Annotated in this window: 15 protein-coding genes and 1 tRNA gene; 3 read left to right on the plus strand and 13 right to left on the minus strand. The window is 53.7% G+C overall.

From position 1 onward, the window contains the following. From IGQ15_RS08410 to IGQ15_RS08440, 7 genes are all read right to left on the minus strand, one after another. Positions 1-1096: hypothetical protein (locus IGQ15_RS08410; RefSeq protein WP_297050751.1), on the minus strand; the 1096-nt coding region annotated here is incomplete at its 3' end. Positions 1097-1099: 3 nt separating this feature from the next. Next, positions 1100-2398: a hypothetical protein gene (locus IGQ15_RS08415; RefSeq protein ID WP_297050753.1), complete on the minus strand. Its 1299-nt coding sequence runs from the start codon at positions 2396-2398 to the stop codon at positions 1100-1102. 131 nt (positions 2399-2529) lie between these two features. Further along, positions 2530-3123, minus strand: coding sequence for a peroxiredoxin (locus IGQ15_RS08420; RefSeq protein WP_149820771.1), 594 nt, complete (start codon positions 3121-3123; stop codon positions 2530-2532). A 95-nt stretch (positions 3124-3218) separates the two neighbouring features. Then, complete coding sequence (locus tag IGQ15_RS08425) at positions 3219-4064, minus strand: amino acid ABC transporter permease (protein WP_297050759.1); 846 nt, start codon at positions 4062-4064, stop codon at positions 3219-3221. 22 nt (positions 4065-4086) lie between these two features. Beyond that, on the minus strand, positions 4087-4881 hold the full coding sequence (locus tag IGQ15_RS08430) for a TlyA family RNA methyltransferase (RefSeq protein ID WP_297050761.1): 795 nt from the start codon (positions 4879-4881) through the stop codon (positions 4087-4089). Then, entirely contained in the window at positions 4878-6476 is a 1599-nt protein-coding gene (locus IGQ15_RS08435) for an ABC transporter substrate-binding protein (protein ID WP_297050762.1), read from the minus strand. The genes IGQ15_RS08430 and IGQ15_RS08435 overlap by 4 nt, the downstream gene beginning before the upstream one ends. A gap of 38 nt (positions 6477-6514) precedes the next feature. Then, positions 6515-6587, minus strand: a tRNA-His gene (locus tag IGQ15_RS08440). Positions 6588-6633: 46 nt separating this feature from the next. Between IGQ15_RS08440 and IGQ15_RS08445 the strand changes: the two genes are divergently transcribed. The 3 genes from IGQ15_RS08445 to IGQ15_RS08455 all read left to right on the plus strand — a co-directional run bounded on the left by IGQ15_RS08445 (position 6634) and on the right by IGQ15_RS08455 (position 10304). Next, positions 6634-7023 carry a DUF4359 domain-containing protein gene (locus IGQ15_RS08445; protein ID WP_297050765.1) on the plus strand — a complete coding sequence of 130 codons (390 nt, stop codon included), beginning with the start codon at positions 6634-6636 and terminating at the stop codon, positions 7021-7023. 111 nt (positions 7024-7134) lie between these two features. Then, positions 7135-9726, plus strand: a complete 2592-nt coding sequence (locus IGQ15_RS08450; protein WP_297050767.1) for an AAA-like domain-containing protein — start codon at positions 7135-7137, stop codon at positions 9724-9726. A 155-nt stretch (positions 9727-9881) separates the two neighbouring features. Continuing rightward, on the plus strand, positions 9882-10304 hold the full coding sequence (locus tag IGQ15_RS08455; protein WP_363315826.1) for an ATP-binding protein: 423 nt from the start codon (positions 9882-9884) through the stop codon (positions 10302-10304). Positions 10305-10324: 20 nt separating this feature from the next. Here IGQ15_RS08455 and IGQ15_RS08460 read toward each other — a convergent pair whose 3' ends face one another. The 6 genes from IGQ15_RS08460 to IGQ15_RS08485 form a co-directional block, all read right to left on the minus strand. Continuing rightward, positions 10325-11236 carry a branched-chain amino acid transaminase gene (locus IGQ15_RS08460; protein WP_297050771.1) on the minus strand — a complete coding sequence of 304 codons (912 nt, stop codon included), beginning with the start codon at positions 11234-11236 and terminating at the stop codon, positions 10325-10327. 80 nt (positions 11237-11316) lie between these two features. Further along, positions 11317-12327 (minus strand): DUF389 domain-containing protein, encoded by a 1011-nt coding sequence (locus IGQ15_RS08465; protein WP_297050772.1) that lies wholly within the window; start codon positions 12325-12327, stop codon positions 11317-11319. Positions 12328-12365: 38 nt separating this feature from the next. After that, a complete protein-coding gene (locus tag IGQ15_RS08470) occupies positions 12366-12830 on the minus strand; it encodes an MEKHLA domain-containing protein (protein WP_297050775.1) in 465 nt (154 codons plus the stop codon). 3 nt (positions 12831-12833) lie between these two features. Beyond that, positions 12834-13988 (minus strand): alanine--glyoxylate aminotransferase family protein, encoded by a 1155-nt coding sequence (locus IGQ15_RS08475; protein ID WP_297050776.1) that lies wholly within the window; start codon positions 13986-13988, stop codon positions 12834-12836. 34 nt (positions 13989-14022) lie between these two features. Continuing rightward, on the minus strand, positions 14023-15036 hold the full coding sequence (locus IGQ15_RS08480; protein WP_297050778.1) for a type I glyceraldehyde-3-phosphate dehydrogenase: 1014 nt from the start codon (positions 15034-15036) through the stop codon (positions 14023-14025). Positions 15037-15123: 87 nt separating this feature from the next. Beyond that, the coding region (locus IGQ15_RS08485) for a photosystem II high light acclimation radical SAM protein (RefSeq protein WP_297050780.1) at positions 15124-16439 on the minus strand (1316 nt) is incomplete at its 5' end.

A 16439-nucleotide genomic window follows, 5' to 3' on the forward strand; every position in this document is an offset into this window, starting at 1 on the left:
ATAAATACAGCATGAGCTGGCGGTAACGATAGAGCAGGAAGGCGATCGGCGGTGTCAGAACCACAAAAAAACCGTAGAAGCCGACCACGGTTGCTAAATCGGTGTGCAGAAAATCGCGAGCCAAGCGAACAAAATCGTGATCAATGCCCCCTTTGCCCATTAGGTACATCTCCCGAAACACAGGATTAAACTGCAACTGCCAAGCGAAGCGCATGTTAAAAAACACAATGAAAAACCCCACCATACCGTAGAGGGGACGTTCAATGGGATAGCGGCAGCCCCAACCACTGAGGGCACGGTAGAGAAAAATGACGGCAAAAATGAGTTCAAAACCATGCCCCATCGCTACAAAGAGCATTTCATGGACAGGACTAAAGGCCACAAGGGTATAAAGCAGCGTAAAGACCCCAAGGCAAATAAGGGTAAGCCGATGGTGACGGTAGAAATAGGCCAAGGCCAGCAATCCGGTATAAATGAGCAGGACAAGGCCGCCTGCGCGATCGCCATGGAGAGTGACGCCACCACCGTAGCGAAAATCAAAGGCGGGAACCGCTGGATAGCCAAAGAGCCACGCCATTACTGCATGACCCATTTCGTGGACAAGGGTAATCAGCGGACTGAGCAAAAACGTCACCTGCTCTGACGCAAGGAGAAGGAGCGATAGACCCAACCCCGCTGCGATCACTTGGCAATCTTTGGTGCTGAGGGGTTGTACAGGAATGCCAAACTCTTCCTTGCGGGTGGCTGAAGCAATGGGAAGGTGCTGGCGCAGGTGCTCCCCCTCGGCAAGGCGTTGTAACTCATGGGGACTGGTCAGATCAAGCACCTCTTCCCAGAGTTCATGGCTGTCTTGGCAGGCCGTGATCAGGATGCTGCTGTGGACATAGCTTGGCCAGTGGATCAGTTCGCGAGCGAGCAGCGTTAACACAATTGCAGCCGGGACACTCGTTGGACACTGGAGGCGCAACAAGAGACATTCGCGCCGCTGGCTCACGGTGACCCCTATCCCCTTGGGGGCAAGCGCCGCTTCTAGGAGGGCTTGAATGGCCTCGAGATCTCCTGTGGCAGCCGCTGGGCGTAGAGCGGAACGGGGCATGATCTACTCCGATTCCAGTCGACGTAACCACTCGCGATCGATGGCTTCCGATTGGGCAAGTTCCTGCTCCACTAAATCCTGATCTGAGCGATAAATGACATCCTGTTCACGGATTTGCCGCTGCTGGGCATAGGCTTGAGCCGCCCGTAATTTGGCACGCAACTGCGGTGTGGGATTGGCTAGGATATTGGCATAGTGGTAACGGCGAGCATTGCGATCGCGAATGCGTTGATTTTGCCACAGTAGCCAGTAGTACCGCCCCAAGGGAATACCCAAAAAGCCAATACCATAGCCCAACAAAATCCAGAAGATGGAGGCCACAAAGGCCACCAGTCCCCCCAGTTCTTGGGCGATCGCCCCATCTCCCAAGAGGTACCACAGCATCAGCGCCCCAATCAGATTGACACAGCCCAAGCCAATGGCCACCATAATTTGCCAAGCGGGTGCCCGACTAAAGCGCCAGCGGTGCTCTTCCAAGATGGGGGGAAGCGTCTGCCGTTGCCCTTTGCGAGTTTGAGCCGTCGTTTGTAACTCAGGAAAGCGATAGATAATCTGCCCTGTCTCTGTGACCTCGGGGCGACCATTAAAGCGGGTGAGCACCGGCAGCATATACCACTCATCGTCCCCCGCATCGGTTTCTAAATCGAGATAGGGGGCAATTTGCTCTGCGGTCACTACCCCGCCATTGTTGCGGATCACTTGGCCAATCAGTTGCCAGCGGCGTTCTTCGAGGTCGGCATTGGGATTGCCATCGCCAAAGAGGAAGGAATAGACTCCCTCAAAGAAGTTCATTTCCTCGTCATTGTCCTGTGACCGTGGGCGCGATCGCTGGGGAGAAGGATCGCCAAAGAAATACCAAAAGTCGGGAAAGACCCAAAAATTGATGCCACCGCCCCCCCAAGAGCTGCCTTGGCCGCGATCATCACCGTCTCGTCCTTGACTGGAAAGGGCAATTAAAATGATGGCGATCGCCAGAAAAATCAGAATTATCGAAACAATGAGAAAAATGCCAAAGGAAATGCGAATCAGGTAGAAAACAACACCCCAAACCCGCTGCGCCACCGCCCGCAGTCGCAGTTGCCAGTACTTTGCTTGGAGGATACTGCGAAAATTTCTCGGGAAGACGTAAGCAATATCGCCGCTTTCGGCCACTTGCAGCGTTCCGCCAACATCGGCAGCCAAGGCCATTAATCCTTTTTCGGCTGTCTGCAGCGGTAATCCCACCGTACCCGCCACATCCCCTGCGGTAACTCGGTACCCCAGTGTTTCTATCGCTTGCATTAGGCGGCGATCAACGGTCATGTTTGCCTCCCCATTCGGCAACAGGCCTTCTCTTCCACCCTAACGTTTTCTCACAGGTCTTGGCGAAACCAAAAAAGAACCCACCCCAAGGGCAGGTTCGGCGCACGGATCAGTCTGAGAAAGAGGGGCAATTAGCCCACCGCTTCAAAATAGACCTTGGATTTGACAGGGTCAGGGTTCATCGTTTTGTCGCCAGGTTGCCAGCCAGCGGGGCAGACTTCGTCGGGGTGAGCTTGAACGTATTGAATCGCTTGCAGCACCCGCAGGGTCTCATCAACGCTGCGGCCAAAGGCCAAGTTATTGATTGTGGCGTGTTGGATAATCCCTTCTTTGTCAATGATGAAGAGACCGCGCAGGGCCACCCCTTCCTCGGTCAACACGTTGTAGGCAGTGCTGATCTCTTTTTTCAGGTCAGACACGAGGGGATATTTGAGATCGCCAACACCGCCAGCTTTGCGATCGGTTTGCGTCCAAGCCAAGTGGGAGAACTGGCTATCCACGGACACGCCAAGGATTTCGGTGTTCAGTTTGGCAAATTCATCGTAGCGATCGCTAAAAGCGACAATTTCCGTGGGGCAAACAAACGTGAAGTCCAAAGGATAGAAGAACAAAACAACGTACTTACCGCGATAGTCCGAGAGCTTGACGGTTTTGAACTCTTGGTCATAAACAGCAACCGCTTCAAAATCCGGGGCGGGCTGACCAACACGCAGACAGTCAGACATAGAAAACCTCGTACTCCTAACTACGACAGGTTGAATAGAGCTGTTCACATTTTTTAACAGCTATGCTTACTATATCATACTCATAACGGTTTTGACTATGAAATAGTTGATCGCTGCCACCGTCGCTCAAGGAAGCGGGAGAGCCGTGATAGAGGGAAACAGAGGGCAAAGTAGAACATCGCACCCAAGATATAGATAAAGAGCTTCCGCTGCGGATCGGTAATGGGATTGGCAAAGGTACTCGTCATGTTTTGTAGTTCCGGCACGCCAATCACCACCAAGAGAGCGCAGTCCTGCATCAGCGTAATGAAGTTATTGGTAAAGGGGGGCAGGATAATCAAAATGGCTTGGGGCAGAATAACCCGCCATAGGGTTTGCCGACCCGAGAGGCCAAGGCTGAGGCTGGCTTCCGTTTGTCCCTTGGGAACCCCCTCTAGGCCACTGCGAAAGACCTCACTCAAATAGGCACCATAGTTAAAGCCCAAGCCAAGAATGCCGTAGAAAATGTAGTTAAAAAGCGGCGACACCAAGCGGTTGCTTTGCAGCACGGTCATGACATCAAAGGCAATTTGCCGAGGATCAAAACCCAATTGACTCAAGAGGCCACCAATGCCAAAGCCCCACACCAGCAGTTGCACCAAAGTCGGGGTACCGCGCACAAATTCAATGTAAACCGTACTGAGCCAGCGCAGTGGCGGGACAGGATGCAACCTTGCCCAGGTGGCGATCGCCCCCAAGATTACCGCCAAGAGCAAACTAAAGACTGAGATCAAAAACGTCGTAATTGCCGCCTGAAGGAGAAACGGTGCGTACAGTATCAACGTCTCACGAAAGTTATAGAGGTAGCCACAGAAGGCAAGAATGCCCAGTCCTAGGCACACCAAAAAGATGCCATTGAGCCATTTTGCCCAAGGAGGAATAAACGGTGCCACTTGCTGCATTCTGGAAAAATCGTCATTTTTGTCAGGTTGATGATACCATCTCGTTCTCTAAGGAAGCATTCTTCACAGTACGACAGGAAAAATAGGCAAGGAATTCTTGATTGCCCGCAGGCCCCAAAATCGGCGAGGGAGTCACACCGTGGCACTGCCACCCCAAAGCTTCGGCGGCGGCAATCACCTGATCCACAGCTTCTTGACGCGCCTTGGCATCGCGCACCACACCATGTTTGCCGAGGTAATCGCGCCCCACTTCAAATTGCGGCTTAATTAAGGCAATTAGCTCTCGCGGCGGCAGCAATAATTCCCATAGGGCGGGTAAAACTTTGGTCAGGGAAATAAAAGAGACATCCACTACCCCAAGATCGGGGCGGGGCGCATCGTCAGTGTAGAGATCAGCGGAGGTTAGATAGCGCAGGTTGGTGCGTTCCCTGAGGATAACGCGGGGGTCTTGGCGCAGTTTCCAATCCACTTGGCCATAGCCGACATCAATCCCATAGACCTGTTTCGCGCCCGCTTGCAGCAGACAATCCGTAAAGCCGCCCGTGGAAATACCGCCATCTAAACACACGCGATCGCGCACCACCACAGGAAAAACCCCTAGGGCATGGGCAAGTTTTTCACCTCCCCGCGAAACATAGGCGGATTTTGCCTTCACCTGAATCGTGGCATCCACCGCCACCAGCGTACCCGGCTTATCAATGGGGACATGGTTGACCTGCACTTCCCCGGCGCGAATCCAGCGTTGTGCCTGTTGGCGGCTCTCACACAGATGCCGCTCCACAAGAAGACTATCCAAGCGTTGCTTTCGGGGACTCATTGATCTTTTGGCGCTTTCTGCAGGGGGGCAAAGGCAAAGAGTTGGTTGACATCAAGGGCTAACCCGCGCAACTGGGGTTGAGCAAAGAGGATGGTTTCACTCTGCCACAGGGGCAAAAAGGCCACGGCCTTGGCATTGAGTTCCTGAAGCTGACGCAATAGTACCCCACGGCGTTGGGGATTGGCCTCACGGCGACTGGCAACAATTAGGTCGTTGGCCTCAGGACTGTAGAAGAAGGATCCCCACGCCGCACTGGCACCACTTTCACAGCCTGTTTCCACAGAACCGCGATCGCAACTCAGGAAGGGTTCAAGGTAGTTATCGGCATCGTAAAAATCACCGTACCAGTCGAGCAAGACCAAGGGATAGGCTCCACTTTCTAAATTGCGGTAGATCGTGGCGGAGTCGGCACTGTTCAATTGCACCTGAACGCGATCGCCTAAATCCCGTTCTAATGAAGCTTTAAGAACCGTTGCCGCCAGCACATTACTAGGCACATTGGCACGGTACCAAAGGTTGACCACCAAGGGCTGCTGCGGTGAAATGGTCGTGTTCTGCAACCAGTGGTCTATTTGGCTCGAATCGCCGTCTCCATAGCGATCGCGAAAGACGGGTTCACTCACAGGAAATAAACTGGGCACCAATGAGTACAGGGGCTCTGCCTCCCCCAAAAAGACCCGTTCCGTGAGACGTTGACGATTGACACTGGCCGCCAAAACCTGCCGTGCCGCCAATTGATCCCAAGGCGGTTGGCGCAAATTAATGCTTAGGACGGTCACAGCGTTGCCTGCCCCGGTAATCACCTGCCAGTCCTTTGTTGTAGCTTGAGCCCTAAGGGCACGCATTTGATTGGGATCGAGAGCGCCGATTGCCACATCGACAGCCCCCGTGCGGAAGGCATTGTAGAGATTGGCGCTGCTGGAGAAGATTTGTAAGCGAATCCCAGCATTTTGGGGTTTGGTGCCCCAATAGTCTGCAAAGGGTTCAAGGCGCACCCCATCAGTACTGTAGGCCGCTAAACGGTAAGGGCCTGTGCCTACAAACTGCGTCGGCAAAAAGCGATCGCCCGCTGCTCCATAGGCTGTCGGAGAAACGGCACACAGGCCACTAAAGGCCAACAAATGGGGAAAAGCCACAAAGGGTTCCTTGAGGCGAATTTCTAGTAAATCCTCAGCGATCGCCTTAATGTCTTTGACTCGTCCTGCGAGCAGCGAGGCGGGTTGGCCGCCACTCTTCATAAATCGCTCAAGGGAAAAGGCCATGGCTGCTGCATTAAACGGCGTGCCATCGTGGAAGCGAACCCCCCGCCGCAGAGGAATGCGGTAAGTAAGGCCATCCTCACTCACCTGGGGTAAGGCTGTGGCCAGTTGGGGAGTGAGGTTTTTGCCTTCGTAGGTATAGAGGCGATCGCCCAAATTCAACAGCAGCAATCCCGCCAAATTTTCGTAGGCATCAGCAGGGTCTAGGGTGCGCAGGCGAGCCGTGGTACCAATGACAATACTGTCATCCCCTTTGCGAGGCCCATCACCGCCACAGGCAACCAGTAACAGGCTCAACAACAGTACAAGACATCCCCATCGTAGCCGTCGTGCCACGGACACACCCACTCGGTACATCATCCACTAGAATAAAGGGCGAGCGATGGGACTCGAACCCACGAATGGTGGAACCACAATCCACTGCCTTAACCACTTGGCTACGCTCGCCATGCTTCCTAAGCTAGTCTTCTAGCATAGCATAGAGAACTCTCCTATGAAAGTGCCTCTCCTTTCCCAAGTCATGGCACGCCCTCTTTGGTGGGGCGGTGGCGCCTTTTTTCTCTTGGGGATTATTGCTGCGGTTCTGACTAATCCCACCCCTGCCGACTATCAACGCCGCGCCGCAGCGGAAATGAACGCCTTCCTTTTAACCCAAGTGTGTCCAGAGATCGTCCATCGCGATAGCGCGATCGCCCTGCTGGCCTTGGAATTTTGCGAGCAGCTGGAGTCCCGTCCTGCAGAGGAGATCGAACGCTACATTAGTTACAACACCCAATCCTACAACTTGGGGGTGGCGACCCTCTTTGTGACGGAATTGCCCATTCAAAGAGTTTGGAGCCTCGGCCTCTTTGGTCAAATTATTCCCCTCAACCTCGGGATCTAGCCCTTGCCTGTGTCAACTTAGCCAGTGGGTCTGCAGTGGGGAAAAAGGAAGTGCCTATGCCAAGATATATCAACAAATATCAACAACGGGCAGCAAAACCACACATTAACCATGATTGGGAAAACCCTGGGCGGGCGCTATAAACTCATTCGAGTCTTGGGAGCTGGGAACTTTGGCCAGACGTTTCTTGCTGAGGATGTTCACCGTCCCATTCGTGCCAAATGCGTGGTCAAGTACCTGCGACCCGCCCGTACCGATGCGGCGTTTCTCCCCTTGGCGCGATCGCTCTTTCAACGGGAGGCACAAATTCTAGAGCGGCTGGGTAGCCATGAGCAAATCCCCCGCCTCCTGGCCTACTTTGAGGAGGACAACGAATTTTACCTTGTCCAAGACTTCATTGAGGGCCAAGTCCTGCGGCAGGAATTGATGCCGGGCTGCGCTTGGCCAGCAGCACGGCTGATTGAGTTGCTCCAAGATGCCCTTGGCATTCTGGCCTTTGTGCATCAATGTGGTGTCATCCACCGCGATATTAAACCCGATAACTTGATTCGTCGCCAATCGGATCACCGCTTGGTACTGATTGATTTTGGCGCTGTGAAGGAGATGGGGGTCTCCATTGGCGGCGGTACCCTGGTGGGAGAGACGAATCCGCAGACGATCGCCATTGGCACACCGGGGTATATGGCTCCAGAGCAAGCCCAGGGTCGTCCTCGGCCAGCCAGTGATCTCTACTCCTTGGGGATGGTGGCTGTACAGGCATTGACGGGGTTGAGTCCCCTGCAACTCACCCAAGACCCCTATGGTTGTTGGTGTTGGCAGGCGGCTGTACCAGTGAGCGATCGCCTAGTGCAGTTTGTCAATAAACTAATTCACCCTTCTCCCTACGAGCGCTTTGCCACGGCTACCGATGCCCTTGCCAGCCTGCAACAGGTGGAGGTGCCCAAATCCTTTTGGCTTCGCCTTGGTAAATTTCTCAAAACGCCCGTTCAAGACCTCTGGCGATCGCCAAGGAAGGATGAGGGTGCTGCGGTGTTGCCCAGTCCGCTGCCTTCTGTTTCCACACTGTCCCCCCAAGCGACCGAACCGAAACCAGTGTCCTCTCCACCGGCAGCTACCGCCGCCCTTCCCAACCAAGGTCGCCATGTTTTTATCAGTCACTCCAGTGACGGCACCGATTTGCAGTTGGCAAGTGCGCTCCAAGAGGTGTTGCAAAAAGCGGGCCACCAACCCTTTATGGCCAGCCAAAGTATCTGCCTTGGTGAGGTATGGGCACAGCGGATTGATCAGGAGCTAAAGCGGTGTGATTTCTTTGTTCTGTTGCTGTCACAAAGGGCGGCGAAAAGTGAAATGGTGCTTGAGGAAGTCCGCACCGTCAAACAGTTGCAAGCCCAACGGGGCGATCGCCGTCCCTTTATCTTGCCTGTGCGGGTCAATTTTCCGCTGGATATGCCCTTGAATTATGAGTTGCGGGGCTACCTGCATCGCCTCCAACAGCGCTTCTGGCGATCGCCAGCGGACACCGACACCCTGCTGCAAGAGATTCTCGACTTGGTAAATGCCACGACAGCTCCTGTGGCAACTAGTAGCGATCTCGCCCCAGAAACCATTGCTGAACCTGCTCAAACGGGCATATTGGTGGGTGATGGTGCCCCTGTTCCTGTGGCTGAGCCAGAACTCCCAGAAGGGCAGGTGGAAGTGGCCTCGGCTTTTTATATTGAGCGGCCCCCCATTGAGCAACGCTGTCGTGAAACCCTCTTGCAACCCGGCTCCCTCATTCGCATCAAAGCTCCCCGCCAAATGGGCAAAACCTCACTCATGGCACGGCTCCTCTACCGCGCGACCCAAGAGGGCTATGGCACTGTTCCCCTCAGTTTCCAACTGGCAGATGCCCAAGTCTTCAGCGATTTAGAAAAACTACTGCGTTGGCTCTGTGCCAGTGTCGGGCGGCGATTAGGGCTAGAAAACCGCCTCAATGAGTATTGGGATGACATTTTTGGCAGTAAATACAACTGCACTACCTACTTTGAGGAGTATCTCTTACCCAATTGCCAAAAACCGGGGACGCAATTTGAGAGTCGCCCGCTTGTCCTCGGCCTAGACGAAGTGGATCGGGTGTTTGAATATCCAGAAGTGGCCAGTGACTTCTTTGGCCTGTTGCGGGCATGGCATGAAGAGGGCAAAAACCGCGATATTTGGCGCAACCTCCGTCTAATTGTGGTTCATGGCACGGAGGTCTATATTCCCCTAGACATTAATCAGTCCCCCTTCAACGTTGGCTTAGCCATTGATCTGCCGGAATTCAACCAAGAACAAATTGCTGAGTTGTGTCGCCTCCACAGCCTGAGTCTGTCAGAGGAGCAGCTTCAAGACCTTCAGCACTTAGTGGGAGGTCATCCCTATCTAATTCGTCTGAGCCTCTATCACCTCGCCCGCCAAGACCTGACATGGCAGGAGCTAATGACCAATGCGGCCTCAGAAACGGGGTTATATCGCGATCACCTGCGGCGGCAGTGGTGGCATCTCCAGCAACAGGAAGACCTGGTGCCCGCCTTTAGGGAGATTCTGCAAGCAGACAAGGGCAGTCTTGTTGATAGCACCATTGGCTTTAAGCTCCACAGTTTGGGATTGATTACCCTAGAGGGAAATTTGGCTCAGGTGCGCTGTGATCTTTACCGCCGCTATTTTGGCGATCGCCTCCACTAGTTGACCGAAGTATTGGGAAGCATTGGTAGTACCGGCAGCGGTTGTGCGAGCAACAACTCCCTTGCTAAGCTAAAGATAGAAGGGTTCGGTTATCCGTCAATGACTCTGACTAGTCTCGGATCTGTATCCTGCTACCCAGTTATTCTTTACGGGTTATGCCGTCTATGACGTTAACGTACGTTGCACCTCAATGGCAAACCCTAGCATTTCCCTCAACACTTTTTCTCCAACCTATTCTAGAGATTCTGCTGAGTCATCTCCCCCCCCAGTACAAAGATGAAATTAGGCTAGGCCTCCAGGAAGCCCTTGTTAATGCGGCTCGCCACGGCAATCAACTCAACCCTGAAAAGCTGGTTTTTGTCCGTTATACCTTTTCTCCTGATCAATGCTGGTGGGTGATTACGGATCAGGGGGACGGTTTCTCCCCGCCCAGTAATGTTTCTGAGAGCGCTGATGAGTTGTTGCCAGCCGCCGACTGTGAATGTGGTCGGGGCTTATTTTTGATCTATGCCATCTTTGATGAGGTCTATTGGAACCCCAAAGGAACGGAATTGAGCCTCTGCAAGTACCTCACATGAGTGGATCACAGCCACTTTGGCTAGAGCGGAATGACATCAATCCAGTGACGATACTGTGGCTCTCGGCCTTCAACGATTGCCTGTAATTGTTTTTGTAGTTGGCGTGTCAGGGGGCGATCGCTCGGCAGAGTGTAGGTCTCAATGCGACTGACGGGCACGATTCGCGCAGCCGTGCCGGTTAAAAAGACCTCATCGGCGATCAACAGTTCCGTACGATCCACGGGGCGCTCAATCACTTTAACACCGGCCGCTTGCGCGAGTTCAATCACACTGCGGCGCGTAATCCCCTCCAGAATATCCTGATCCACGCTCGGCGTAATCAATTGCCCATCCCGCACCAAGAAGAGATTCATTCCCGACGCTTCACAGACTTTCCCTTGATCGTTGAGGAGAATCGCCTCATCAAAGCCGCAGGCAACGGCCTCTGTTTTTGCCAGTGCTGAGACAATGTAGGAGGTCGTCAGCTTGCCCCGCAGGGGAAACGAGCGATCGCACTGCCGCTGCCACGAACTAATGCGACAGGTAACGCCGGCGGCTGACAGGTAATCGCCAAGGGGCATGCCATAAATGAGAAAATCCTTCTCAATGTCATGGAGCCGTGGTGTAATGCCCAGCCCAGAAGTATAAACCAAAGGACGGATATAGAAAGGCACGCTGGGTTGGTTTTTTTGCACCCATTCAACAATCTTCGACTTGATTTCGCTTGTCGGCAATTCATAGCCCAAATAGTGGGCACTGCGACTGAGGCGACGACAGTGATCCTCAAGGCGAAAGAGCAGGATTTCCTTGGCATTGGCAGGGTTGGGAAGACCGCGCAAACCTCCTAAAGCTGCGGTTCCGTAGTGCAGGGCATGGGTTGCCACAGAAATTTTGGCCTCTGCAAAAGGAACAAACTGACCATTGAGATAGGCGTAGGGGAGAAAGTCACTCATGCGTTGATGTGAAGCGTTGGCAAAATATAACTAGGCTGCAATCCTAATAGTTTAACATTTTGGCTGAATGCTCCAAAAACCTACGGCAAGGGTGCCTCGGAGGTCACTTCTTCAATATTTGAGACTTGCAGCACCAGACGAAACGGGCGATTCATCCGCTGTTGGATAAACTCTTCCATAAGGGCGATCTGCTTGGGAGTCACAGGTTCGCGGGCACGCACATTGACACGCACCACGGGGGGATTACTCACCCAGTTTGTTTCCATTCCTAATAAATCAAGACGTTGAAAGGTCAGTGTTCCCTGAGTCAGAGCTTCGCGCACCTGATGTTGTAAGCGTGCCTGCTCAATGAGGCGGCTAAAACTAATCGCTAAGGGAATCACTAAGACACCCGTGAGGGCAGCCGCAATGGTGAGGGGACGCCGACCTTTGTGCAGGGGAATATAGCCCACAATCACAAAAACCACCATGCAGGCTAGAGTAATCCCCAGTAGGTTTGTCAGATACAACAGCGTTGCCCCAATACTGAGGGAAGCATTGAGCTGTGCCATTCCCAAGCCAATGGTACAAACGGGGGGCATCAGGGCAACGGCGATCGCTGTGCCGGCCAAGGTATTTGAGACACGGGGTTCTGCGATCGCGTAGGCACTCACCGCTCCAGCCGCTACAGCAATCCCCAAATCCAGAAGATTGGGTTGGGAGCGTGCCATGATTTCACTGCCATAGACCTCAAGACCCACCATGACGCCAATCGTCCAAGATATGCCAATGGCCATGAGGGTACCGACAATCAGGGCAAGGGCCGCTTGCCAAAACATCTTAAACTCGCCAATGAGAGCCGCGAGAGCCAACCCCCGTATAGGAAGCATCAGGGGCGCAATCACCATGGCGCCAATAATCACGGCTGCACTGTTGGAGAGCAAACCAAAGGTGGCGATCGCGCAGGAAGTAACAATCAAGACGACATAGGGAATGTTCAAATGGGATTCAGCATACAGCATCTGAATCAATTGATTGAGGCTTTCCGTCGTACGGCGATGATAGCGGAAGGCTTGAACCTGATGCAGCCAATGGGCAAGGAGTTCTTTCATGGACAACTTTGTACAGCACGCGGGGGGTTAGATCAATCCTACAGGAACTGCCATTGATCAAACGTTGCTGCTTGTCCGACAGGGGTACCCGTCTCATCCAAAACTGTCCAAATCCAAGCATTTTCAATGCGAAACCGCCGCCCAGAACGAGAAATACGAACACCAGTGTAGTTGTTGGCATAGCCTTGGCGGGCTGCTTCAGCAAGAAGTCTCGCGCGTTCTTCTTGGGCCATGGGTTCCGCCGTCAGCCGCGAGGGAAGTTGCACCAACTCGGCCCAGGGGAATTCCCATAGGGTGAGGGCGGCTTGGTTGCCATAGTTGAGGATGGGATCTGCCTCACAGCCGTGGGACAGCACCGGTTGTGACCAGTGAAACAACTGCTGCGCCAAGCCCAAATCATCCTCAGCAATATCCGGCAGGAGCGATCGCCCTGCCCACCGCTGAAAACTGGCGCAAATGCGTCGTGCCTGCTGGACTGCCGGTGGCTGTAACCAAGGCTCCATCACTTAGGCCGTGGTCAATACCCGACTGGCAGCGGCTACCCCAGCACCGGGGCTAAAGTTGCTGTACCCCAATTCCCCAAGCACAGTTTCAAGAGCACTGATGGCTGCCAAAATATCGCGATCGCTGACAAAGCCCAAGTGACCCACTCGGAAAATTTGCCCCTTCAGGTGATCTTGACCGCCCGCTAGGGCAATGTCAAAGCGTTTTTTCATCAGGCTGCGAATCTTTTCGGCCTCTACCCCTTGGGGTGCCACAGCGGTGATGGCGGGACTGGCACAGTGATCCGGCGCATAAAGGGGTAAGTTGAGTGCCTTCATGGCGGCGCGGGTGGCCTGCATCAAGCGCTGGTGGCGGGCAAAGATATTCTCTAAGCCCTCCGCTTGCATCATCTCCAGTGCTGTCTTCAAAGCAAAGAAGAGATTGACTGGTGGCGTAAAGGGGGTTGTGTTCTTGGCGGCGTCTTTGCGGTATTTGCCAAGGTCAAGATAGAACTTCGGCAGCGTTGCCGTTTTGTAGGCTTCCCAAGCCTTGGCACTGACACTGACAAAGGCTAAGCCCGGCGGAATCATATAGCCCTTTTGGGAGCCAGAACCGACAACATCTAACCCCCACTCGTCAATGGGCACACTCACAGCACCCAGACTAGTGACGGCATCCACAATAATGAGGGCTTGGCCGTGGGCTTTGACATGGCGGTTGATCGCCTCTAAGTCATTGATCACTCCCGTTGAGGTTTCACTGTGGGTAATGATCACCGCCTTAATCGTTTTGGCCGTGTCCGCCTCTAGAGCTGCTTTGAAGTCATCGGGATTGAGGGGCTGTCCCCAAGGGGCCGTAATGCGCTCAGTGTTGAGACCGTAGGCATCACACACTTCCCCCCAGCGCTCGCCAAACTTACCGTTACAGCCCACAAGGACACGATCCCCCGCACTGAGAAAGTTAATGATCCCGGCTTCCATTGCCCCTGTGCCACTGGCGGCCAAAACCAGGACATCATTTGTAGTCTGATGCAGCCATTTCAACCCTGCCGTCACCGCTGCCATGATTTCGCTAAAGTCACCGCTGCGATGGCCAATGGGATGTTTGCCGAGGGACAGAAGAACCGACTCCGGTACCGGCGTCGGCCCCGGGATCATTAACATCGATTTATCTTGCATCGTGAGTTGCGAACCAGTCCTTAAAATGAAACGATTAAGCCCAGTGAGCGGCCATGTGCTCTGCCAAGTCCAGAACCCGCTGGCTATAGCCCCACTCGTTATCGTACCAAGCCACCACCTTCACTAGGTTGCCCCCCATCACCATCGTTAGGGACGCATCCAAAATTGAGGAGGCGTTGTGACCCCGATAGTCCGAAGACACCAGTTCCAGTTCACTGTAGTGGATAATTCCCTTCATGGTGGTTTCAGAGGCTTCCTTGATCACTTGGTTCACCTGCTCAGCAATGGTGGGTTTTTCCACCTGAGCAACAAAGTCCACCACAGAAACATTGGGGGTGGGTACCCGCAGGGCAATTCCGTTCAGCTTACCTTGCAACTCGGGAATCACCAATCCGACTGCCTTAGCAGCCCCCGTAGACGTAGGCACAATGTTCATCGCTGCTGCCCGTGCCCGCCGCAGATCGCGGTGACTTGCATCGAGTAGGCGTTGATCCCCCGTGTAACTGTGGGTCGTCGTCATCATTCCCTGCTGAATGCCAAAGGTTTCATGGAGCACTTTGACAATGGGGGCTAAGCAGTTAGTGGTGCAACTGGCATTGCTGACGATGTTTTCACTGGGATCGTAGGTGTGGTGATTCACCCCGACCACATACGTGGGGATGTTGCCTTTACCGGGCGCTGTGATGAGAACTTTTTTCGCACCGGCATTGAGGTGTTTGCTCGCCCCCTCGCGGCTAGTAAAGACCCCCGTGGCTTCAATGACCAGATCGATCCCCCAAGCGCTCCAAGGCAGATTTTCAGGGTTGCGATCGGACACACATTTAACCGCATGGCCGTCGGTATAAATGCAGTCGTCGTCAGCGCTAATTTCGGCATCGTGGAAAATGCCCAACATCGAGTCATACTTCAGCAAATGGGCATTGGTGCGGGGATCGGAGGTATCGTTGATGCCTACAATCTCTAGCTTGCTATTGGCTTTCCGCTGTAACCAGCAACGCATGAAGTTCCGACCGATGCGCCCAAAACCATTGATAGCGACTCTAACCACCTGATCCCTTCCTCTGTTTACTAACTCATTGCCAGAAATGATCTAGGAAACATTCTAAGGGGGAATGGTCATTTTATTGCGCTTTTTTTAACGATGCACCAAAGGGCGTTCCTCAAGAGGTGCTGACAAAGCCTCCGCCAAGGGGGCACAGCCAAAGCGCTCCTCCAGTAGATCTATGACGGTGCGGCCAAAGTCATTGGGATTGAGGCGCCAAGCCGCAAGGCACACTTCCCCAAAGACGGATCCCATCGGTTCGGGGTTCCAAAGCAGTTTCTTAGCGGTCCAGGGCATGAGGCTCATGGGGTTGTAGCCGGGGCGTAAAATGCCGCGCTCGAGAGCGTACTCCTCAAGGTGGGTATGGGGTTGCAGACCAATGAAGAAGATGGCTGGCTCAACGTTGTCCGCACCAAAAATGCGTTCCAGTTCGCGGTGGTAGGCAATCGTCTGGGCAATTGTTTCAGGGCGTTCGTCAATGACATTGAAGGAGTAATTCACAGAAACGAGGGCGTTGAACCCGGCGGCTTTCAAAGCACGACAGTTTTGCAGCACCGTTCGCAGGTTGTAGCCCATGCGCATTTTCCGCACCAGTTCTTGGGAGCCACTGGTAATGCCGATTTCAAAGTAGTTCATCCCCGTTTGCACCATTAGCTCACACAGTTCGGGGGTGAGGTTGTCGGCACGGATGTAGGCCGCCCAGTGAATATCATTCATGCCTGCTTTGAGGATTTCCCGCAGCAGGGCGATCGCGTCGGGGATAAATTTGCGAGCGGGGATAAATTGGGCATCGGTAAACCAAAAGTTGCGCACACCGCGATCGTAAAGCTGGCGCATTTCGGCGACGACTTCTTCAGCGGGATTAATGCGCACCTGTTTGCCTTCAACCACGGTATAGACGCAGTAGCAGCAGTTGTGGGGACAGCCGCGCTTGGTTTGCACCCCAATATAAAAGTCACCCCCTTGAAGGTAATATTCAAACTCTGGCCAAATCGTCTCGATGTAGTCGTAGTTGCAGGCGGTTTTTTCGATGGGGGTTGGCCATTCGTGGATGAGGCGATCGCGGGGCTTTTCAACACCCGCAATGTAGCAACGCTCCCCGGCAATTGGTTGGTTGGTTAGGACTTTGTGCAGCAACCTTTCCCCTTCACCAACGGAAACAATGGTGCCTTTGGGTAATTGAGAACCCAATTGTTCATAAAAGACACTGACCGCACCGCCACCGACGATGGTCGTGACTTCCGGATGGTGACGCTTGGCATGGTGGAGCCCCAAACGGATTAAATTGAGGTTTCGCCAGAGTTCACCATAGTAAGCACTCATCACCCGCAGCCCCCCGATCGCCCCCCGCAACTTCACCAAGGGATTGCGGGCGTAATAGACCTCAAAGGCATTTTGCAGTGGATTGC

The organism is Thermosynechococcus sp. M98_K2018_005, from assembly GCF_015295825.1.
Lineage (GTDB): Bacteria > Cyanobacteriota > Cyanobacteriia > Thermosynechococcales > Thermosynechococcaceae > Thermosynechococcus.

Coding starts and splice junctions, on each gene's coding strand:
- IGQ15_RS08415 (WP_297050753.1), bottom strand. CDS start 2,398: ATGACCGTTGATCGCCGCCTAATGCAAGCGATAGAAACACTGGGGTAC.
- IGQ15_RS08420 (WP_149820771.1), bottom strand. CDS start 3,123: ATGTCTGACTGTCTGCGTGTTGGTCAGCCCGCCCCGGATTTTGAAGCG.
- IGQ15_RS08425 (WP_297050759.1), bottom strand. CDS start 4,064: ATGCAGCAAGTGGCACCGTTTATTCCTCCTTGGGCAAAATGGCTCAAT.
- IGQ15_RS08430 (WP_297050761.1), bottom strand. CDS start 4,881: ATGAGTCCCCGAAAGCAACGCTTGGATAGTCTTCTTGTGGAGCGGCAT.
- IGQ15_RS08445 (WP_297050765.1), top strand. CDS start 6,634: ATGAAAGTGCCTCTCCTTTCCCAAGTCATGGCACGCCCTCTTTGGTGG.
- IGQ15_RS08450 (WP_297050767.1), top strand. CDS start 7,135: ATGATTGGGAAAACCCTGGGCGGGCGCTATAAACTCATTCGAGTCTTG.
- IGQ15_RS08455 (WP_363315826.1), top strand. CDS start 9,882: ATGCCGTCTATGACGTTAACGTACGTTGCACCTCAATGGCAAACCCTA.
- IGQ15_RS08460 (WP_297050771.1), bottom strand. CDS start 11,236: ATGAGTGACTTTCTCCCCTACGCCTATCTCAATGGTCAGTTTGTTCCT.
- IGQ15_RS08465 (WP_297050772.1), bottom strand. CDS start 12,327: ATGAAAGAACTCCTTGCCCATTGGCTGCATCAGGTTCAAGCCTTCCGC.
- IGQ15_RS08470 (WP_297050775.1), bottom strand. CDS start 12,830: ATGGAGCCTTGGTTACAGCCACCGGCAGTCCAGCAGGCACGACGCATT.
- IGQ15_RS08475 (WP_297050776.1), bottom strand. CDS start 13,988: ATGCAAGATAAATCGATGTTAATGATCCCGGGGCCGACGCCGGTACCG.